Origin of the sequence: Pseudonocardia sp. WMMC193 (assembly GCF_021728735.1) — a bacterium.
Classification (GTDB): Bacteria; Actinomycetota; Actinomycetes; order Mycobacteriales; family Pseudonocardiaceae; genus Pseudonocardia; species Pseudonocardia oroxyli.
The window spans coordinates 314,577-334,315 of the sequence record NZ_JAKKDO010000003.1 but is presented as its reverse complement, the minus strand read 5'-3'; the positions used below and the strand labels follow the sequence as shown (position 1 = coordinate 334,315).

21 protein-coding genes are annotated in these 19,739 nt (G+C 72.4%); 4 read left to right on the top strand and 17 right to left on the bottom strand.

Translation table 11 applies throughout. The annotated features are described in order from the left end of the window. Positions 1 to 29 precede the first annotated feature (29 nt). Entirely contained in the window at positions 30 to 911 is an 882-nt protein-coding gene (gene dapA, locus L3X23_RS02900; protein ID WP_093087515.1) for a 4-hydroxy-tetrahydrodipicolinate synthase, read from the bottom strand. 119 nt (positions 912 to 1,030) lie between these two features. Between dapA and L3X23_RS02895 the strand changes: the two genes are divergently transcribed. After that, a complete protein-coding gene (locus L3X23_RS02895; protein WP_237190557.1) occupies positions 1,031 to 2,347 on the top strand; it encodes a hypothetical protein in 1,317 nt (438 codons plus the stop codon). A 1-nt stretch (position 2,348) separates the two neighbouring features. Here L3X23_RS02895 and L3X23_RS02890 read toward each other — a convergent pair whose 3' ends face one another. The 10 genes from L3X23_RS02890 to L3X23_RS02845 all read right to left on the bottom strand — a co-directional run bounded on the left by L3X23_RS02890 (position 2,349) and on the right by L3X23_RS02845 (position 11,765). Beyond that, positions 2,349 to 3,161 carry an ABC transporter permease gene (locus L3X23_RS02890; protein WP_237190556.1) on the bottom strand — a complete coding sequence of 271 codons (813 nt, stop codon included), beginning with the start codon at positions 3,159 to 3,161 and terminating at the stop codon, positions 2,349 to 2,351. After that, positions 3,158 to 3,937 carry an ABC transporter permease gene (locus L3X23_RS02885; protein WP_237190555.1) on the bottom strand — a complete coding sequence of 260 codons (780 nt, stop codon included), beginning with the start codon at positions 3,935 to 3,937 and terminating at the stop codon, positions 3,158 to 3,160. Before L3X23_RS02885 ends, L3X23_RS02890 begins: the two co-directional genes overlap by 4 nt. Further along, the gene (locus tag L3X23_RS02880) at positions 3,937 to 4,860 is read right to left on the bottom strand and encodes an ABC transporter ATP-binding protein (protein WP_237190554.1); all 924 of its coding nucleotides are present in this window, start codon (positions 4,858 to 4,860) and stop codon (positions 3,937 to 3,939) included. Before L3X23_RS02880 ends, L3X23_RS02885 begins: the two co-directional genes overlap by 1 nt. A gap of 41 nt (positions 4,861 to 4,901) precedes the next feature. Then, a complete protein-coding gene (locus tag L3X23_RS02875; protein ID WP_237190553.1) occupies positions 4,902 to 5,408 on the bottom strand; it encodes a GNAT family N-acetyltransferase in 507 nt (168 codons plus the stop codon). A 1-nt stretch (position 5,409) separates the two neighbouring features. Further along, the gene (gene ndk / locus L3X23_RS02870; RefSeq protein ID WP_093087530.1) at positions 5,410 to 5,820 is read right to left on the bottom strand and encodes a nucleoside-diphosphate kinase; all 411 of its coding nucleotides are present in this window, start codon (positions 5,818 to 5,820) and stop codon (positions 5,410 to 5,412) included. A gap of 22 nt (positions 5,821 to 5,842) precedes the next feature. Beyond that, positions 5,843 to 6,340, bottom strand: a complete 498-nt coding sequence (locus L3X23_RS02865; protein ID WP_237190552.1) for a DM13 domain-containing protein — start codon at positions 6,338 to 6,340, stop codon at positions 5,843 to 5,845. A gap of 116 nt (positions 6,341 to 6,456) precedes the next feature. Next, entirely contained in the window at positions 6,457 to 6,855 is a 399-nt protein-coding gene (locus L3X23_RS02860) for a DUF4233 domain-containing protein (RefSeq protein WP_093087536.1), read from the bottom strand. Then, positions 6,852 to 8,384 carry a folylpolyglutamate synthase/dihydrofolate synthase family protein gene (locus L3X23_RS02855; RefSeq protein ID WP_237190551.1) on the bottom strand — a complete coding sequence of 511 codons (1,533 nt, stop codon included), beginning with the start codon at positions 8,382 to 8,384 and terminating at the stop codon, positions 6,852 to 6,854. The genes L3X23_RS02860 and L3X23_RS02855 overlap by 4 nt, the downstream gene beginning before the upstream one ends. Further along, positions 8,381 to 11,005: a valine--tRNA ligase gene (locus L3X23_RS02850; RefSeq protein WP_237190550.1), complete on the bottom strand. Its 2,625-nt coding sequence runs from the start codon at positions 11,003 to 11,005 to the stop codon at positions 8,381 to 8,383. The genes L3X23_RS02855 and L3X23_RS02850 overlap by 4 nt, the downstream gene beginning before the upstream one ends. A gap of 10 nt (positions 11,006 to 11,015) precedes the next feature. Then, complete coding sequence (locus L3X23_RS02845) at positions 11,016 to 11,765, bottom strand: hypothetical protein (RefSeq protein ID WP_237190549.1); 750 nt, start codon at positions 11,763 to 11,765, stop codon at positions 11,016 to 11,018. Positions 11,766 to 12,024: 259 nt separating this feature from the next. On the opposite strand from L3X23_RS02845, the gene L3X23_RS02840 reads away from it, so the two are divergent. The 3 genes from L3X23_RS02840 (at position 12,025) to L3X23_RS02830 (ending at position 14,858) form a co-directional block, all read left to right on the top strand. After that, positions 12,025 to 12,459, top strand: coding sequence for a PPOX class F420-dependent oxidoreductase (locus tag L3X23_RS02840; protein WP_308116860.1), 435 nt, complete (start codon positions 12,025 to 12,027; stop codon positions 12,457 to 12,459). A gap of 70 nt (positions 12,460 to 12,529) precedes the next feature. Then, positions 12,530 to 13,468, top strand: coding sequence for a diiron oxygenase (locus L3X23_RS02835; RefSeq protein WP_237190547.1), 939 nt, complete (start codon positions 12,530 to 12,532; stop codon positions 13,466 to 13,468). Positions 13,469 to 13,475: 7 nt separating this feature from the next. After that, the gene (locus tag L3X23_RS02830) at positions 13,476 to 14,858 is read left to right on the top strand and encodes an FAD-dependent oxidoreductase (RefSeq protein ID WP_237190546.1); all 1,383 of its coding nucleotides are present in this window, start codon (positions 13,476 to 13,478) and stop codon (positions 14,856 to 14,858) included. 108 nt (positions 14,859 to 14,966) lie between these two features. Here L3X23_RS02830 and L3X23_RS02825 read toward each other — a convergent pair whose 3' ends face one another. From L3X23_RS02825 to L3X23_RS02800, 6 genes are all read right to left on the bottom strand, one after another. Beyond that, the gene (locus L3X23_RS02825) at positions 14,967 to 15,269 is read right to left on the bottom strand and encodes a DUF6457 domain-containing protein (RefSeq protein WP_237190545.1); all 303 of its coding nucleotides are present in this window, start codon (positions 15,267 to 15,269) and stop codon (positions 14,967 to 14,969) included. A gap of 9 nt (positions 15,270 to 15,278) precedes the next feature. Continuing rightward, on the bottom strand, positions 15,279 to 15,422 hold the full coding sequence (locus L3X23_RS02820) for a hypothetical protein (protein ID WP_237190544.1): 144 nt from the start codon (positions 15,420 to 15,422) through the stop codon (positions 15,279 to 15,281). Beyond that, positions 15,422 to 16,780: an OFA family MFS transporter gene (locus L3X23_RS02815; RefSeq protein WP_237190543.1), complete on the bottom strand. Its 1,359-nt coding sequence runs from the start codon at positions 16,778 to 16,780 to the stop codon at positions 15,422 to 15,424. Before L3X23_RS02815 ends, L3X23_RS02820 begins: the two co-directional genes overlap by 1 nt. 154 nt (positions 16,781 to 16,934) lie before the next feature. After that, positions 16,935 to 18,212, bottom strand: a complete 1,278-nt coding sequence (gene clpX / locus L3X23_RS02810) for an ATP-dependent Clp protease ATP-binding subunit ClpX (RefSeq protein WP_093087564.1) — start codon at positions 18,210 to 18,212, stop codon at positions 16,935 to 16,937. 186 nt (positions 18,213 to 18,398) lie between these two features. Next, positions 18,399 to 19,052 (bottom strand): ATP-dependent Clp protease proteolytic subunit, encoded by a 654-nt coding sequence (locus L3X23_RS02805; RefSeq protein WP_305080924.1) that lies wholly within the window; start codon positions 19,050 to 19,052, stop codon positions 18,399 to 18,401. After that, positions 19,052 to 19,651 carry a ClpP family protease gene (locus L3X23_RS02800; protein ID WP_237197917.1) on the bottom strand — a complete coding sequence of 200 codons (600 nt, stop codon included), beginning with the start codon at positions 19,649 to 19,651 and terminating at the stop codon, positions 19,052 to 19,054. The genes L3X23_RS02805 and L3X23_RS02800 overlap by 1 nt, the downstream gene beginning before the upstream one ends. Positions 19,652 to 19,739 lie beyond the last annotated feature (88 nt).

Genomic DNA, 19,739 nt, shown 5'->3' with positions numbered 1-19,739 from the left:
GCCTGTTCAGGGGCTCGAAACCGGCGCGCTCAGTTCTCGAGCAGGCCCGCCATGCGCAGGGCGGCGCGGACGTCCTCGTGGTGCCACTCGTCGAGCTCGACGAGCGGCAGGCGGATGCCGCGCTCGATCAGCCCCATCTCGGCGAGCGCCCACTTCACCGGGATCGGGTTGGCCTCCACGAACAGGGCCCGGTGCAGGCCCGCGAGGTCCGCGTCGATCGTCGCGGCCTCCTCGGCGTCACCGGCGACGGCGGCCTTGCACATCCGCGCCATCTGCTCGGGCGCCACGTTCGCCGTGACCGAGATGTCGCCGTGGAACCCGGCGAGCATCGAGGCCCGGGCCGTGGCGTCGTCCCCGGAGTAGAGGGCGAAGTCCGGCAGTCCCAGCGCGACGAGGTCCCGCACCCGGTCCAGGTCGCCCTTCGCCTCCTTGAGCCCCACGATGTTCGGCACCTCGGCGAGCCGCTCCACGGTCGAGGGGAGCATGTCGCAGGCCGTGCGGCCGGGCACGTTGTAGAGGTACTGGGGCAGGTCGACGGCCTCGGCCACCTTCGTGAAGTGCTGGAACAGGCCCTCCTGCGGGGGCTTGTTGTAGTAGGGCGTGACCAGCAGGGCCCCGTCCGCGCCCGCCGCGGCGGCGGCCTTGGTGAGGTGGATGGCCTCGTCGGTGTTGTTCGCGCCGGTGCCCGCGATGACCTGCACGCGCCCGCCCGCGGCGTCGATCGTCCGCCGGATGACGTCCGTGTGCTCGGCCACGGTCAGCGTGGACGACTCGCCGCTGGTCCCGACCGAGATGATCGCCGCGGTCCCGGCGAGCACCTGGCGTTCGACCAGGCGCTCGAGGGCCTCGAAGTCGATCGCGCCGTCCGCCTTCATCGGCGTGACGAGGGCGACGAGGCTTCCGGTGATCATGTTTCCGCCTTTCGGTGAGTGCCGACCGGAGACGGTAGCAAGTGTGGTGGTCGCACCACCCCGGTTTCGGATGCTCGCACGGGTCCGCCGCAGTCCGGCGGTCCCTAGCGTCGACCACCATGACACGTCCGCTGCAGGTCGGCCTCGGAGCGGTCCTCGTCGCCGTCGCGGCGCTGGGCCTGCCGTGGTGGTCCACGCCGGTCTCCGCCGTCCCGCTCGACGAGCTCGCGAGCTGGCACGCCTCCACCCTGCTCGGCGCGGAGCTGATCGGCGGCGTTCCCGCGCTCGTCCTGGTGCTGCTCGCGGTGGCCGCGCTCGCGACGGGTCTGCTGGCGGGCGCGGGCAGGCTGCCCTCCGGGGTGCACGCCGCCGTCCTCGCCGCCGCCGGTGGGGCGGCCGTGGCGGCGGGGGCGTCCGCCCTGCCGGGCGCCGGGCCGTGGCTCACCGCGGCAGGCGGCGCGCTCGCGGTGCTCAGCACCCTCACGGCGGTGACGCCCGGCAGGCGCGTGGCCCTGGCGTTGGTCGCCGCGCTGCCCGTCCCCCTGGTCCTCGCGCTGCTCGGCGCCGGTCCGCAGCCGCGCACCGCGGGCCCGTTCGTCCGACTCGCCCCGCTCGCCTACACGGGATCCCTGCGGTCGGGTGCGGTCGCGCTCGCCGGACCCGCCGGGACGGCGCTGGCCGTGCCCCTCGCGGGGACGGTCGGCTACGCGGGCCCGGGCGGCCTCGCGACCGTCGCCCCGGACGGGCGGGTGGTCGTGCGCGCCGCGACCGACGGCCGGGACCCCGGCCGGGACCCGTACCGGATCTCCGGGATGTGGGACGGGCACGTCGTCTACTGGAGCGGGCCCGACACCGTCACCGTCCGCACCCTGGACCGCGACACGTCCGCGCAGGTCACCGGCGTCTCACTGGTCACCCGCCCGGGCCCCGACGGCTCGGTGTGGCTGCGCCCCACCGCCGACCCCGACGCGATGCGCCGCCTCGACCTGCGGACCGTGCGCGACACGGTGGACGCGGCGGCCCTCCCCCGGCCCGCCTCCTCCCCCGCGCGCTCGGAGGTCGACCCGTTCGCGACGCTCCCCGTCGAGGGCGGCCTCCTCGCCCTCGGCGGCCTCGACGGGCAGTGGCGGCTGCGGCTCTACGGCCCGGCCACCCCGGTCGACCTGCCCGCCTGCGCGACGTCCGGTGGTCGGTTGGCCGCGGACGCGGACGGCGTCTGGTTCACCCAGGGCCGCGCGGACGGCAACCGCCTCGTGCACCTCGCCCCGGACGGCACCCGCACCACGGTCGACGCCCGCCTGCCCGGCCAGGTGGAGTCCCTCGCCCTCGGCGCGGACGGCACCCTCGGCCTGCTCGTCGGCCCGGTCGGCGGCGGCGCGGGCCTGTGGTCGCTGCCCGCACCCGAGACCCACCTGACGCCGGCGCCGTGCGCGTAGTTCAGCGGAGCAGCAGGGCGTGCAGCCTGCGGGCCGCGAACACCACCCCGACCAGGGCCATCACGACGAAGTAGGCGAGGTGACCGAGCATCCCCCAGTGCACGGCCCCGGTGGTGAGCCCGCGCATCAGCTCCACCGCGTGGTAGAGCGGCAGGCACTCCACCACCACCTGCAGTACGGGCGGGTACACGCTGAGCGGGTAGAACGTGGTGCCGAACAGGAACATCGGCAGCACCGCGAGGGTGACGAAGTCGAAGTCCTGCCAGGAGCGCATGAACGACGTCGCCGCCATGCCCACGGCGGCGAACGCGAAGGCCACCAGCAGCGCCACCGGCAGCGCGAGCAGCGCCCACGGCGAGGTGACCAGCCCGGCGACCGCCATCACGCTGAGGAACCCGGTCGCGTAGAGCCCGCCGCGCAGCAGCGCCCAGCCGATCTCCCCGAGCGCGATGTCCACCGGACCGAGCGGGGTGGCCAGCATCGCGTCGTACAGCTTGGAGTCCCGCAGCTTGAAGAAGACGTTGAACGTCGCGTCGAACACCGCGCCGTTCATGGCGCTGGCGGCCAGCAGCCCGGGCGCGATGAAGGCGGCGTAGCTCAGCTCCCGCCCGTCCGGACCGGGGAGGGTGCCGACCAGGGCGCCGAGCCCGGTGCCCATGGCGAGCAGGTAGAACACCGGCTCGGCGAAGCCCGAGACCACGGCGGGCCACGTCCGCCGCGACGCCGTGGCCGAGCGGAGCAGCAGCATGCGGGCGCGGCCCGCGTAGCTCCCGGCGGGCAGCAGCCACGCGAGCCCCGAGATCGGCGCCGTCATGCCGTCAGCCTCCGGGTGAAGAACCGCATGGACAGCCCGGTCCCGATCCCGACCAAGACCAGCAGATAGGCGAGGTGCAGGAGCACCAGGTCGGACGCGCCGACGCCCGCCGCCCAGCGCGCGAGCTCGGTCCCGTGCCACAGCGGCGACACCCAGGCCAGCGGCTGCACCCACCCCGGCAGGGTCGCGATGGGGAAGAAGGTGCCCGAGAACAGCGTCATCGGCAGCACGACGAACCGGAACACCGCGTTGAACGCGGTGCCCTCGTCCTGCCGGGTCGCCGCGAACGCCATGACCAGCGCCGCCACCGCGGCCCCGGTGAGCACCGCCGCGACCAGCGACCCGAGCACCCCCACCGACCGCACCCCGCCGAACAGCGCGATCACCACCAGCGACACCGCGCCGGTGAGCAGGGACTTCGCGGTGACGAACGCCAGCTGGCCGAGCGCGACCTCCCCGGGCTCGACCGGGGTCGCCGTCATCGCCTCGTAGGTGCGCCGCCACTTGAACCCGGCGAGCACGGGATAGCTCATCTCGAACGCGCCGGTCTGCACCGCGGACATGGCCAGCAGCGCGGGCGCGAGCCACACCAGGTAGTCCGCCCCACCCGTCGCCTCCTGCGCCCGGGCTCCCACCAGGCTCCCGAACCCGAGCCCGAACGCGAGCAGGAACAGCAGCGGCTGCAGCACCGAGGAGATCGCGGTGGCCCGCCAGTTCCGCCGGTACCAGCGCAGGTGGGCCTCCAGCACCCGCGCGACCCCGTGCACCCGGACCATCAGTCGACCAGCGTGCGGCCGGTGAGGCGGAGGAAGACGTCCTCCAGCGACGAGCGCCGCACCAGCGCCGACAGCGGCCGGACGCCCGCGGCGTGCACCGCCGCCTGCGCGCGCTCGCCGTGCGGCACGTAGAGCAGCACGCGGTCCGGCAGCAGTTCCACCCGCTCGGCGTGCGGCTCCAGCTCGGCGACCGGCGGGGCCGCGTCCGAGGGGAACCGCAGCTCCAGCACCTCGCGGGTGGACCAGCGCTCGATCAGGCCCGCGGGCGAGCCCTCCGCCACGATCACCCCGCCGTCCATCACCACGAGCCGGTCGCAGAGCTGCTCGGCCTCGTCCATGTAGTGCGTGGTGATGATCTGGGTGACGCCCTCGCGTTTGAGCCGGTAGAGCCGCTCCCACAGCAGGTGCCGGGCCTGCGGGTCCAACCCGGTGGTCGGCTCGTCGAGCAGGAGCAGGTCGGGGTCGTTGACCAGGGCGCGGGCGATGGTGAGCCTGCGCTTCATGCCGCCGGACAGCGCGTCCACCTTCGCGTCCGCCCGGTCGGTCAGCCGCGCGAACTCCAGCAGCTCGCCGGCCTTGGCGCGCACGTGCCGCCGAGACAGCCCGAAGTACCGGCCGTAGACCTCGAGGTTCTCCCGCACCGACAGCTCGATGTCCAGGTTGTCCAGCTGCGGCACCACGCCCAGCCGGGCCCGGATCCGCGGGCCCTCCCGGTCGGGGTCTCGCCCCAGCACGCTCAGCTCCCCCGCCGAGCGCGGCGACACGCACGCGATCATCCGCATGGTCGAGGACTTGCCCGCGCCGTTCGGCCCGAGGAAGCCGAACACCTCGCCCTCGGCGACCTCGACCTCGATCCCCCGCACCGCCTCGAACGCGCCGAAACTCTTGCGCAGCCCGCGCGCGACGACCAGTCCCTCCCCCATGCCCGGCACACTAACCACCTCCTCCGACACTTCCGGTGCCGTCAGAGGTCGAGCTGGAACCAGTGCTCGTCCCGCCAGTCCGCCGGGCCCAGGCGCAGGGCGCGGGGGAACCGGCCGACCTCCGTCCAGCCCAGGTGGCGGTAGAACGCGGGCAGGCCGGTGCCGCCCCGGGCGGAGAGCAGGAGCTGGGTCAGCCCCAGCGCGCGGGCCCGGTCGACGGCGGCCGCGAGCAGTAGCCTGCCCAGGCCGCGGCCCTGCCGCTGGGGGTGGACCATGAGCCGCAGCACCGTCGCCCGGTGCTCGACGACCGGTCCGCCGCCCGGCTGCAGGAACACCACGCCGTCGAGGTCTTCGGGGCCGCCGAGGGCGATCAGGTGCAGCCGCCCGGCCCGGACCTCGTCCAGCGAGCGGGCGGCGAGGCCGCGGATCTCCGCCTCGGGCGCGTCCGGGGCGAAGCCGACCGCCCCGCCCGCCCGGATGACGGCGACCCACAGGTCGGCGAAGGGCGTGTCCAGCCCGGCCGGGTCGAGCACCGGCCGGGCGGTCACGTCAGAGATCGGGGAACCAGAGCTTGATCTCGCGGGCGGACGACTCGGGCGAGTCCGAACCGTGCACCAGGTTCGCCTGGGTCTCCAGGCCGAAGTCGCCGCGGATGCTGCCGGGCGCCGCCTTCTCGACGGGGTCGGTGCCGCCGGCGAGCTGGCGCCACGCCGCGATCGCGCGCGGCCCCTCGGCGACGGCCGCGAGGACCGGGCCGGAGGTGATGAACTCGAGCAGGGACTCGAAGAAGGGCTTGCCGTCGTGCTCCGCGTAGTGCTGCGCGGCGAGCGCCCGGTCGACGGTGCGCAGCTCCACGGCCACGAGCTTCAGGCCCTTGCGCTCGATGCGCGCCAGGCACTCCCCGATCAGGTTGCGGGCGACGCCGTCCGGCTTGACGAGGACGAGGGTGCGTTCAGTCACGCCACGCAGCGTATCGGCGGGCTCAGCGGGCGAGATCGGCAGCCCCGAACGAGACGGCGAACCGCTCGCACCAGATGCTGACGCTGGTCAGGCCGGTGAGGTCGGTCCCCGGCGGGACCGGATAGTTCGCGCTGCCGAGGTTGCCCTTCAGGTCCCCGAGGTCCAGCACGCGGCCGTCGTCGAACACGTGCCAGCCGGCGCGCCCGGGCAGGACGGGGGCGTCGGTCAGCCACACCTTGAGCTTCGGGCCGTTGCTGGTGACCAGGTCCGCCAGCCGCACCACGAAGGTGCCGTCGGGCAGCTGCAGGAGCGTCGCCGTCCCCCTCGTCTCGTGCTCGTGGCTGATCAGCTCGCCGCGGGCGACGACGACGGGTTCAGCCGGTGCGGCAGGCGCGGCGGGCTGGGCGGGCTGGGCGGGCTGGGCCGTGGGGGCGGGCTCCGCCACGGTCTCGTCGACCACGAGCTTCCACGGCTGGAACCAGAACGCCGCGGCAGCGAGCAGCACGACGAGACCCGCCATCGCCGGGAGAACCACGCGACGACGGCGCCACCAGGACCGGGGCGGAGAGGAGTGCACGCCGGTCAGCCTCGCGAACCGGACGGACCGCCGCCAGGGGCACGGACCTGACGAAACGCTTACGGCTCGCCGCGCTGCGCGGGCAGCTCGCCGCGCGACATCCTCCGTGCGACGTCCTGGCGCATCCACAGCAGGGTGCCCCAGACCAGCGCGAAGAGCGCACCGACGATGAACAGCGAGAAGTGCAGGAACCCGCACAGCAGCAGCGCCACCTGCAGCCCGACGGCGACCCGCAGCCCGTACGGCCGCCGCTGCACCCCCGAGGCGAGGATCATCAGCACCCCGAGGACCGAGACCACGGTCAGCGCCAGCGGGGTCGCGGCGGCCCCGTCGAACCGGGCGACCACCAGCAGCGCGAGCACCACCACGATCGCCTCGAGGATCAGCACCCCCGCGCAGATCCCACGGAAGCCCTTCATGGGGTCGACCGGTGCGGGCCGGGCCGCGGGCTCGGTCATGCCGGTTCCTTCCCGTACAGGGTGCGGGTCTCCCCCGCGGTCACCACGGAGCCGGTGACGATCACGCCGACGCCGGAGTCCCCGGCCTCCTCGGCCAGCTCCACGGCCTGGTCGATCGCGGCCTGCAGGTGCGGCTCCACGCTCACCCGGTCCCGCCCGAACACCTCGACGGCGAGCTCGCCCAGCTCGTCGGGGTCCATCGCCCGCGACGACGAGTTCCGGGTGATCACGACCTCGTGCAGGGCGGGCTCGAGGGCCTCGAGCAGCCCCTTCGCGTCCTTGTCCCGCATCACGCCGATCACGCCGACCAGCCTCGCGAACCGGAACTCCGAGAGCAGCGCCGCCGCGAGCGCGCGGGCGCCGTGCGGGTTGTGCGCCGCGTCGATCAGCACCGTCGGCCGCCCGACGCCGCCGTCCATCGGCTCCAGCCTGCCGGGCGAACGCACCCCCGCGAACGCGGCGCGCACCGCCTCCGGGTCGAGCGGCTGCTGCGGGCCCGCACCGACGAGGGCCTCGGCCGCGGCGAGCGCGATCGCCGCGTTCGACGCCTGGTGCTCGCCGTGCAGCGGCAGGAAGATCTCGTCGTAGGTGCCGGACAGGCCCTGCAGGGACAGCCGCTGCCCGCCCACGGCCAGCTCCCGCTCCCGCACACCGAACTCGGCACCCTCGCGGGCCACCTGCGCGTCCACCTCGGCGCAGCGTTCGATGAGGACCTCGGCCACGTCCTTGTCCTGCGCGGCCAGCACCGCGACCGAGCCGGGCTTGATGATCCCGGCCTTCTCGCGGGCGATGCCCAGCAGGTCGGTGCCGAGGAACTCCGCGTGGTCCAGCCCGATCGGCGTGATCACCGCGACCGCGGCGTCGACGACGTTCGTGGCGTCCCACCGGCCCCCCAGCCCGACCTCGACGATCCCGGCCTCGACCGGCGCGTCCGCGAAGGCCGAGTACGCCATGGCGGTGAGCACCTCGAACTTGCTCAGCGGCGTGGGCTGTTTCGCGTCGATCAGCTCGAGGAACGGCTCGACGTCCCGGTACGTCGACACGTACTTCTCCGGGCTGATCGGCCGGTTGTCCAGGTTGATCCGCTCGGTGGCCCGCTGCAGGTGCGGGCTGGTGTAGCGGCCCGTGCGCAGCCCGATCTCGGACAGCAGCGCGTCCACCATGCGGGAGACGGACGTCTTGCCGTTGGTGCCGGTGATGTGGACGACCGGGTACCCCCGCTGGGGGTCGCCGAGCACGTCGACGAGGGCCTGGATCCGGTCCAGCGACGGCTCCATGACCGCCTCCGGCCAGCGCCGGTCCAGCACCGCGTCCACGGCGAGGAACTCGGCGTAGCCCGCGACGGTGGACTGCGCGGGCACGACGTCCGGCGACTCGCCGCCGCGGATCTGATCCAGGACCGCGGAGATCACCGCGTCCTCCGCGCTCTCCTCGGGCGAGCGGACCCCGCCCTCGCCCTCGGGCAGCTCCTCGGGGTGGTCGGGGTACTCCTCGGGGTACTCGCCCCGCTCGTCGTCCGGTCCCGTCATGACGCGGGCAACCCGGCCAACCGGGCCTCGACCCGCTCGATCTCCGCGACCGCGGCGGCCCGGCGCTCGCGGATCCCCGCGACCACCTTCTCCGGCGCCTTCTCGGTGAACTTGGGGTTCCCGAGCTTCTTGTCGGCCTGCTCCAGCTCCTTCTGCGCGGCCGCCAGGTCACGCCCCAGCCGGGCCCGCTCGGCGGCGACGTCGATCGCACCGGAGGTGTCCAGCTCGACGTGGACGGTCCCCGACCCGAGCGCGACCTCGACCGTGGCCGTGGGCGCGAACTCCGCGCCCGGCGGGTCCAGCCGGGTGAGGAACCGCGCCGCCCGCTCGTGGGCGGACAGCCCCGCCGCGTCCAGCCCGACCAGCCTGGCCTCGACCGACTTGCGGTCCGGCAGGCCCTGCTCGGTGCGGAACCGGCGGACCTCGGTGATCAGCTTCTGCACGGCCTCGACCCGCGCGACCGCCGCGGGGTCGACCGGGCGGCCCGCGCCCGTCGGCCAGGCCGCGGTCACGACCGTCTCACCGCCGGTCAGCGCCGTCCACAGCACCTCGGTGACGAACGGGGTGATCGGGTGCAGCAGCCGCACCAGCGCGTCGAGGACGTGCCCCAGGACCGCCCGGGTGCCCTCCGCCGTGGCCGGGTCGTCCAGCTGCGGCTTGGCCAGCTCCAGGTACCAGTCGCACAGCTCGTCCCACGTGAAGTGGTAGAGCCCTTCGGTGGCCTTGGCGAACTGGAAGTCCTCCAGCAGCGCGTCCGTCTGTTCGCGGACCTCGCGCAGCCGGCCGAGGATCCACGTGTCGGCGTCCGTCGGCTCGGCCGGGAGCGGCAGGGCCGGGTCCGCGCCGTTGGCGAGGGCGAACCGGGTGGCGTTCCACAGCTTGGTGGTGAAGTTGCGGGACGCCGCGACCCAGTCGGTGGACAGGGACATGTCCGTACCCGGGTTGGAGCCGCGCGCGATGGTGAACCGCAGCGCGTCCGCCCCGTAGGTGTCGATCAGCTCCAGCGGGTCGATGACGTTGCCCTTGGACTTCGACATCTTCTTGCCGTGCTCGTCCCGGATCAGGCCGTGCAGGTAGACGTCCCGGAACGGCGTCTCCCCCATCGCGTACGTGCCGAACATCATCATCCGGACGACCCAGAAGAACAGGATGTCGTAGCCCGTGACCAGCACGGAGTTCGGGTAGTACCGCTCCAGGTCCGGCGTGCGGTCCGGCCACCCGAGCGTGGAGAACGGCCACAGGCCGGAGGAGAACCAGGTGTCGAGGACGTCCTCGTCCTGGTGCCAGCCCTCGCCCGTCGGCGGCTCCTCGTCCGGCCCGACGCAGACCATCTCCCCGTCGGGGCCGTACCAGACCGGGATCCGGTGGCCCCACCACAGCTGCCGCGAGATGCACCAGTCGTGCATGTTGTCGACCCAGTCGAAGAACCGGGACTCCATCTCGGCCGGGTGGATGCGGGTGTCCCCGTTGCGCACGGCGTCCCCGGAGGCCTTGGCCAGCGACTCGACCTTGACCCACCACTGCAGCGACAACCGCGGCTCGATGATCACGCCGTTGCGCGAGTCGTGGCCGACCGAGTGCAGGTAGGGCCGCTTCTCCGCGACGATCCGACCCTCGGCGCGCAGCGCCTCGGTGATCGCCTTCCGCGCCTCGAAGCGGTCCAGCCCGTCGAACTGCGTGCCCGAGCCCGCGATGACGCCGGACTCGTCCATGATCGTGGGCATGGGCAGGTCGTGGCGGCGGCCCATCTCGAAGTCGTTCGGGTCGTGCGCCGGGGTGATCTTGACGGCGCCGGTGCCGAACCCGGGGTCGACGTAGGGGTCCGCGATGACCGGGATGTCCCGCCCGGTGATCGGCATCCGGATGGTGCGCCCGACGAGGTGGGTGTAGCGCTCGTCGTCCGGGTGGACGGCGATCGCGGTGTCCCCGAGCATCGTCTCGACGCGGGTGGTGGCGACGACGACGGAGTCCTCCCCGTCCCCGTACCGCATGGAGACGAGCTCGCCCTCGATCTCCTTGTGGTCCACCTCGATGTCCGAGATGGCGCTCTGGACGGCCGGGGACCAGTTGACCAGGCGCTCGGCGCGATAGATCAGCCCGTCGTCGAACATCTTCTTGAACACCGCGCGGACGGCGCGGGACAGCCCCTCGTCCAGGGTGAAGCGCTCACGGGACCAGTCGACCCCGTCTCCGAGGCGGGTCATCTGGCCCAGGATCGCGCCGCCGGACTCGGCCTTCCACTCCCAGACGCGCTGGACGAACGCCTCGCGCCCCAGCTCGCGGCGGGTGGGCCCGCCCTCCTCGGCGAGCTGCCGCTCGACGACGGCCTGGGTCGCGATCCCGGCGTGGTCCATGCCAGGCAGCCACAACGCGTCGAACCCCTGCATGCGGCGCCGCCGCGTGAGGATGTCGATCAGCGTGTGGTCCATGGCGTGCCCCAGGTGGAGGCTGCCGGTGACGTTGGGCGGGGGGATGACGATGCAGTACGGGTCCTTGCCGGACTCCGGGTGCGCGGTGAAGTACCCCTTGTCGACCCAGCCCTGGTAGAGGGCACCCTCTACCTCCGCCGGGCTCCACTTGGTGGGGAGTTCGGCGCGGTGTTCAGGCAGGGTCTCGGTCACGCCGTCGAGTCTACGAGGCCCTGCCGACGGGATTTCGCCCGCCCGCGGCCCCTGTGGATGGCGGACCCGGGCTGGGGATGAATGCGACGTGCAGGCGGTCGAAACCGAGGACCGGTCCGAGCGTGCCGGTACGGATGAGCCCGGGATCGAGGGCGCGGACCTGTCCGCTGGTGGGCTCGTAGACGCGCCAGGTCCCGTCGTCGGCGATCCGGAGAGCGAGGGTGTAATGGCGGGGAACCAGCGTGCCGACCAGCAGGGGCACCGGCCGCCGCGCGGCCAGCGCCGCCTCGACCTGTCGGATCACCAGGTCGGTGTCCTCGGCGGAGGCGTCGTCCACCCAGCGGAGCCGGTAGCGGCCGGCGTCCGGAGCGTGGCGGTGCAGCCAGCGCACGAAGCCCCACGGCGAGGTCCCCAGCGCCTGCGGCCACAGGCGGTTGGTCTGGCGGTGGATCTCCTTCTGCCGGGCGTCGAATCGCGCGGCGAACCCGCGGGTCAGCCCCGCCGCGTTCACCTCGCGCACCTCGAGCTCGGCGAGCCGGTCGGGGTCCGCCCAGGTCTGCATGGCCAGCAGCACCGCGGAGCCGCAGGTGGTGCCGTCCACCTGGTCCAGCCGGGCGCCCGCGTGCCGTTGCTCGCCGAGGGCCTCGGCGATGAGCGGGCGCCGCTCGCCGGAGAGCGCCGAGACCGCGGCCACCGGCACCACGACCCGTCGGGTCGTGAGCCGTTGCCAGGCCCGTCCGAGCGCCGAGACCGTCCGCATGGGGTCACCCTAGAGCGTGACGGCCCAGAGTTCCCGGCCGCGCTGGTCGCGCAGGGAGACCCGCGGGGATGTCGATCTCGCCGAAGTGCTGGGAGCCCTCGGCGGGCGAGGTGGTCGGGGCGGCGGGGGCGCTCACGACCACCTGCTCGGGCCCGACGGTCGCGTCCAGCGGCCACCTCCACCCGTCCGGATGAACGGACCATGACGAAAGGTCCGACCCGTCGGCGGTCGTGGGTGCGCTCACGCCACGATGGCTCTCATGAGCACCCCGAGCGCAGACCTGACCCCCGAGGTCGTCGAGTTCCTCAACCACGGCACCCGCACCGGCATCCTGTGCTGGACCGCCAAGGACGGACGGCCGCTGGCCGCGCCCGTCTGGTTCCTCGCCGAGGACGGCACCCTGGTCTTCAACACCGGCAAGGACACCGCGAAGGGGCGGGCGCTGACCCGCGACCCGCGGGTCGCGCTCGTCGTGGACCTCCCCGCGCCGCCGTACGCCTTCGTGCAGGTCCAGGGCACGGTGGAGCTGTCGGAGGATCCCGACGAGCTGCTGCGGACCGCGACCGAGCTGGGCGGCCGGTACATGGGTGCGGACCGTGCGGAGGAGTTCGGCCGCCGCAACGGGGTGCCGGGCGAGCTCGTGGTGCGGATCCGTCCCACGAAGGTGGTGTCCTCGCTCGACGTGAGCGGCTGAGGTTGCGCCGACGTGTTACCGGCGGTAACGTTACCGCCGGTTACACCAGCGAGCGCAAGGGAGCGATCTCATGGACGCCGCAGTGCGGGGCGATGTGCGGGGCGATGTGCAGAGCGAGCGGCGAGACGGTGTCGTCGACACCGAGTCCGTCGCGACGCGCCTGCTCCGCTCCTCCGAGCAGCTGTCGTACGACCCGGTCGTCGAGGTCGACTGGGAGACCCCGCTCGACCCGTCCTTCCACGGGACCAGCCCGGAGTGGTCCACCCTCTACGGCACGGCCTACTGGGACGAGCTGACCGAGGAGCAGCGCCGCGAGCTGACCCGCCAGGAGTCGGCCTCGGTCGCGAGCACCGGGATCTGGTTCGAGATGATCCTGCAGCAGATGGTGCTGCGGGACTTCTACGCGAAGGACCCCACCGACCCCGCCTTCCAGTGGGCGCTGACCGAGATCGCGGACGAGTGCCGCCACTCGATCATGTTCGCCCGCGGCGCGGCCAAGCTGGGCGCGCCCGCGTACCGCCCGAAGCGGCACGTCGTGGAGCTCGGACGGGCCTTCAAGACCCTCGCCGCCGGGGAGGCCGCCTACGCGGCGATCCTCGTCGCCGAGGAGGTCCTGGACGTCATGCAGCGGGACTGGATGCGAGACGACCGGGTGGCCCCGTTCGTCCGCACGATCAACAACATCCACGTCGTCGAGGAGTCGCGCCACATGCGCTTCGCCCGCGACGAGGTGCTGGCGCGGATGAAGGGCAGCGGTCGGCTCTCCCGCGAGTGGAACGCCTTCGTGATCGCCGTGTCCGCCTACGCCATCGTGACGAGCATGGTCAGCCCGGAGGTGTACACCCACGTCGGTCTCGACCGGGCCCGGGCCCTGCGCGAGGCGAAGGCGAACGAGCAGCACCACGCGATGCTCCGGTCGAGCTGCACCGGGCTGATGGAGTTCCTCGGCTCGGCGGGCCTGCTCACCAAGGCCGCCCGCGCGATCTACCGCCGCGCGCACCTCCTCTGAGCCGAGCATGCCCTACGCGATCACGCAGACCTGCTGCACGGACGCCTCCTGCGTGGCGGCCTGCCCGGTCAACTGCATCCACCCCACGCCGGACGAGCCGGACTACGGCAAGGCGGACATGCTCTACGTCGACCCGCGGACCTGCATCGACTGCGGGGCCTGTGCCGACGCCTGCCCCGTCGACGCGGTGTTCCCGGCCGAGACCCTGGTCGGCGGGCTGGCGGAGTACCCGAGGATCAACGCGGACTACTTCGCGGACAAGCCGGTGGCGCCGCGCTCGGGCCCGACCTTCCACCAGTGGGGCCCGCCCCGGTTCGACCGGGTGCTGCCCGCGGACTTCCCCCGGCTGGACGTCGCGGTGGTCGGGACCGGGCCCGCGGGGATGTACACGGTGCAGGACCTGCTGCTGCACACCCCCGCCCGGGTCACGGTCTACGACCGGCTGACCGAGCCCGGCGGGCTGATCCGCTACGGGGTCGCGCCCGATCACCAGGCCACGAAGCGGATCGGCGAGACCTTCGCCCGCCACCACGTGCACGAGCGGGTGCGGATGCGGCTCGGCGTCGAGGTGGGCCGGGACGTGAGTGTCGAGCAGCTGCGCGCCCGCCACGACGCGGTGATCTACGCGACCGGTGCCGCCGAGTCGCGCGCGCTCGGCATCCCCGGCGAGGAGCTGACGGTGCCCGCCACGACCGTCGTCGGCTGGTACAACGGTCACCCCGAGGTCCCCGCCGACGCGCTGGACGTCTCGGGCGAGCGGGTCGTGGTCGTGGGCAACGGGAACGTCGCGCTGGACATCGCGCGCATCCTCACCGCCGATCCGGCCGCTCTCACCGGGGTGCCGCCTGCGGTGCGGGCCCGGCTCGGCGCCGTGCGCGAGGTCGTGCTGCTCGGCAGGCGCGGCCCGGAGTCCGCCGCCTACACGCGACCGGAGCTGATGGCGATTCGGAACCGCTCGGGCGTCGATCTGGTCGTGGACGACGCCGACCAGCGGGTCGGGCAGGCCGTCGAGGACGGGGCCGCGCCGCTGCTCGCGGGCGTGCGGCGGGAGCGCGTCGACTGGGCCGCCCCCGTTCCGCCGGGCCGCCGGATCGTCCTGCGGTTCCACTCGGCCCCGGAGAAGTTCACCGGGTCGCTGCTGCACACCGGCGGTGCGGACATCCCCGCGGACCTGGTGGTCAAGGCGATCGGGCACCGCGCCCGCCCGCTGCCCGGCCTGCCGTTCGACGAGGCCACCGGCACCGTCCCGAACGAGGCGGGCCGGGTGGCGCCGGGGACCTACGTCGTCGGCTGGATCAAGCGCGGCTCCACCGGCGGGATCGGCGCCAACCGCCAGGACGCCGCCGAGACCGTCGCCACCCTCCTGCAGGACGCACGGGCAACAAGATAACCGCACTATGGAACCACAACGCGCCTCAGTACCCCCAGAAAGCGCATTATGGCTCCATAACGCCCGTTCTGAGCCTCCGAAACGGCATTGTGGCTCCATAATGCGGGGTCAGGCGCGCTGGGACTGGTCGTTCGAGGCGACACCGCGTTCGGTGTCGGCCTCCCAGCCCTGGGCCAGCGCCGCGATCTTCCGCGCGTAGTCCGCGGCGGCGACCGACGGGTCGTCCGCCCGGCCCGCCGCGATCCCGATCAGGAACGCCGTCACGGGCGCGGCCGGGCGGCTGACGCCGTGCGCGACGTCCGACGTCAGGTCCAACACCGTGTCGACGACCGCATCGCCGCCGACCTCGATCCCCAGCTCCCGGGTCACGGCCGTGACCCACTCCGACATGGCCTTCGCGTCGTCACTCACGGCGCGAGGCTACCCACCGAACAGCGCGGGAATCTTCACGATCAGCTGGACCAGGCCGTAGAGGAACGGGATCCCCACCCACAGCCAGGCGAGGACCACCACCGCGACGGGCGCCTTGCCGGTCCGGTCCCCCTCGTGCGCACGCTCACTCATCAGTGACCCCCTTCCTGGGCCGCGGCCGGCTCGTGCCAGCGGTCGTTCACCGGCCGGACCAGCTCGTTCGCGACGAAACCGAGCACCAACAGCGCGATCATCACGATGAAGGCGGGGGTGTACCGCGCGGGCCCGGCGACGTCGGCGCGGGAGTCCGCGATGGCGTTGACGATGATCGGGCCCAGCACGCCCGCCGTGGACCACGCCGTGAGCAGCCTGCCGTGGATGGCGCCGACCTGGTAGGTGCCGAACAGGTCCCGCAGGTAGGCGGGGATCGTGGCGAAGCCCGCGCCGTAGAAGGACAGGATCAGCATCGCGCAGATCAGGAAGACGGCCTTGTTGCCCTCGCCGATGAAGGTCAGGGCGATGTAGAGCAGCGCCCCGACGCCGAGGTAGATCCGGTAGATGTTCTTGCGCCCCACCACATCCGACAGCGACGACCAGACGAACCGGCCGAGCATGTTCGCCAGCGACAGGATCGACACGAACGCCACGGCGGCGGAGGTCAGCGTCTCGGCCGTGGTGGAGTCGCGGAAGAAGTCCTGGTAGATCGGGTTGGCCCGCTCCAGGATCCCGATGCCGGCGGTCACGTTGAAGCACAGCACGATCCAGAGCAGCCAGAACTGCGGGGTCTTGATCGCGTTGGCCGCGGAGACGCCGGCGGTGGTGACCATCGCCCGCGTCTTCTGCACCGCCGGGTCCCACCCCGCGGGCTTCCACCCGTCGGCCGGGACGCGGATCAACAGCCACCCCATCGTCATGAACACCGCGTAGACGACGCCGTGGATGAGGAAGGCCAGGGCGATCCCGTTCGGGTCGGGGTCGTTCCCGCTCGCGCCGAACGCCGTCAGCATCGACGCCGTCCACGGGTTCGCGATGAGCGCGCCGCCGCCGAAACCCATGATGGCGATGCCGGTCGAGAGGCCCGGGCGGTCCGGGAACCACTTGATGAGCGTGGACACCGGCGAGATGTAGCCGATCCCCAGCCCGATCCCGCCGACGCCGCCGTACCCGAGGACGACCAGCCAGTACTGCCCGAGCCAGATCCCGAGCGCGGAGATGAGGAAGCCCGCGACGAAGCAGGACGAGGACACGACCATCGCCCACCGCGGACCGTTGGCGTCCACCTTCGTGCCGAACACCGCGGCCGAGAGCCCCAGCATCACGATGCCGAGGGTGAAGGGCAGTGCGGAGGCGACGCCCCCGATGTCCATGCCCTTCTCGAGCGCGCCCTTGAACGCGCTCCACGCGTAGACCTGACCGATCGCGAGGTGGATCGACAGCGCGGCAGGCGGGACGAGCCAACGGCTCCATCCCGGCGGCGCGACGATCCGTTCCCGCGAGAGGAACCCCGACATGTGCTTACCTCCCCGACATTCGCGGCGAACGTAAGCCGGGTCGGTCCGGTCCGCAATCGCTGGGTCGCCCGACTCGCGTGTCCGGAGTGGGGGACTCCCGGGAATGCGACGGCGCCCGCCTCCCGATCGGGAGGCGGGCGCCGTCAGGGCCTGCTCAGGCGGAGCGTTCGCCGCGCTCCCGGCGCTGCGGGCGACGCGGGACGATCGTGGGGTTGACGTTGTTGCGGACCGTCTCCCCCGTGACCACGACCCGTGCGACGTCGTCCCGGCTCGGGATGTCGTACATGACCGGGAGGAGGACCTCCTCCATGATCGCGCGCAGCCCTCGGGCGCCGGTGCCGCGCAGGATCGCCTGGTCGGCGACGGCCTCCATGGCGTCGTCGCTGAACTCCAGCTCGACCCCGTCCATCTCGAAGAGCTTGCGGTACTGCTTGACCAGCGCGTTCCGCGGCTCGGTGAGGATCTTGACCAGGGCCTCCTTGTCCAGCGAGGTCACCGAGGCCACCACGGGCAGGCGCCCGATGAACTCCGGGATCAGGCCGAACTTGATCAAGTCCTCGGGCATGGTGTCCGCGAAGGACTCCGCACCCTCGAGCTCGTTCTTCGAGCGGATCTCCGCGCCGAAGCCCAGCCCTCGGCGGCCGACCCGGTCCGAGATGATCTTCTCGAGACCCGCGAAGGCACCGGCCACGATGAACAGCACGTTCGTCGTGTCGATCTGGATGAACTCCTGGTGGGGGTGCTTGCGCCCGCCCTGCGGCGGCACCGAGGCGGTGGTGCCCTCCAGGATCTTCAGCAGCGCCTGCTGCACGCCCTCGCCGGAGACGTCCCGCGTGATCGACGGGTTCTCCGACTTGCGCGCGATCTTGTCGACCTCGTCGATGTAGATGATCCCGGTCTCGGCGCGCTTCACGTCGTAGTCCGCGGCCTGGATCAGCTTGAGGAGGATGTTCTCGACGTCCTCACCCACGTAGCCGGCCTCGGTGAGCGCCGTGGCGTCCGCGATCGCGAACGGCACGTTCAGCAGCTTCGCCAGGGTCTGCGCCAGGTAGGTCTTGCCGCAGCCGGTCGGGCCGAGCATGAGGATGTTCGACTTGGCCAGCTCCACGCCGTCCCCGTCGCCCCGGGACCGGTCGCCCGCCTGGATGCGCTTGTAGTGGTTGTAGACGGCCACGGACAGCGTCCGCTTCGTCTGCGCCTGCCCGACGACGTACTGGTCGAGGAACTCGTGGATCTCGGCGGGCTTGGGCAGCTCGTCGAGCTTCACGTCGCCGGTCTCGGCGAGCTCCTCCTCGATGATCTCGTTGCAGAGATCGATGCACTCGTCGCAGATGTAGACGCCGGGACCGGCGATGAGCTTCTTGACCTGCTTCTGGCTCTTCCCGCAGAAAGAGCACTTGAGCAGGTCACCGCCGTCACCGATGCGTGCCATGGCCCCAGTCCCATCCGGCGCGCCCGGGTCGGGCGAGCCCACGTCGTCACAGACGGTACCTGCCGAGACCGGGCCCCGCGACGGATCGAAGGTCCTGTCGCGAATCCCGTCGGCAGACGGTCGTTATCGGTGCGCCTTGCAAGAGCTCCGCCGGTGGTCGGGCGAGGCCCGACCACCGGAGGGTGATCAGCCGACTGCGGACAGCTTCCGGCTCTGGATGATCTCGTCCACGATCCCGTACTCCTTGGCCTCGGTGGCCGTGAGGATCCGGTCCCGCTCGATGTCCTCGTGCACCTGCTCGGGCGTGCGCCCGGAGTGCGAGGCGAGGGTGCTCTCCAGCAGCTTGCGCATACGGGTGATCTCCGCGGCCTGGATCTCCAGGTCGGACACCTGGCCGTAGAAGCCCTCGGTGGCGGGCTGGTGGATCAGGATCCGCGCGTTCTGCACCGCGAGCCGACGCCCGGGCGTACCCGCGGCGAGCAGCACCGCCGCGGCCGACGCCGCCTGCCCGAGGCAGACGGTCTGGATGTCGGGACGGATGAACTGCATGGTGTCGTAGATCGCCATCAGCGACGTGAACGAGCCGCCGGGCGAGTTGATGTACATCGAGATCTCGCGGTCCGGGTCCGCCGACTCGAGGCACAGCAGCTGCGCCATCACGTCGTTCGCCGACGCGTCGTCGATCTGCACGCCGAGGAAGATGATGCGCTCCTCGAACAGCTTGTTGTACGGGTTCGACTCCTTGACCCCGTACGAGGTGCGCTCCACGAAGGACGGCAGCACGTAGCGCGACTGGGCTCCCTCGTGGGCTCGCCCACCCGGCATCTGGAAACCACTCATCACGAGCTCCCGTTCTCACTCGGGTGCGGGAGGTCGCCCGCCCGCGACACGACGTGGTCGACGAAGCCGTACTCCAGGGCCTCCTGCGCGGAGAACCACCGGTCACGGTCGAAGTCCTGGGTGATCTTCTCGACGGTCTGGCCGGTGTGCCCGGCGATCAGGGCCGCCATCTCCTCCTTGTGGCGCCGGAACAGCTCCGCCTGGATGCGGATGTCCGACTCCGAACCGCCGACACCCGCCGACGGCTGGTGCATGAGGATCTGCGTGTGCGGCAGCGCGTACCGCTTGCCGGGCGTGCCCGCCGACAGGAGGAACTGCCCCATCGACGCGGCCAGGCCCATGGCCGTGGTCGACACGTCGCAGGGGATGAACTCCATCGTGTCGAAGATGGCCATGCCCGCGGTGACGGAGCCACCGGGCGAGTTGATGTACAGCGAGATGTCCGCCTCGGCGTCCTCCGCGGCGAGCAGCAGCATCTGCGCGGCGATCCGGTTGGCGATCTCGTCGTCCACCTGCTGGCCGAGCACCACGATGCGCTGCTGGAGCAGCCGCTCGTAGACCGAGTCCGACAGCGTCATGCTCGAGGGGCCCGAGCGCATCTGCAGCGCCCGGCGGTCCTCCACGAGACGGTCCGCGGTGGACCGCGGGCCGGTGTCCTGCTGGGTCACTTCACCCTGCCTTCGCATT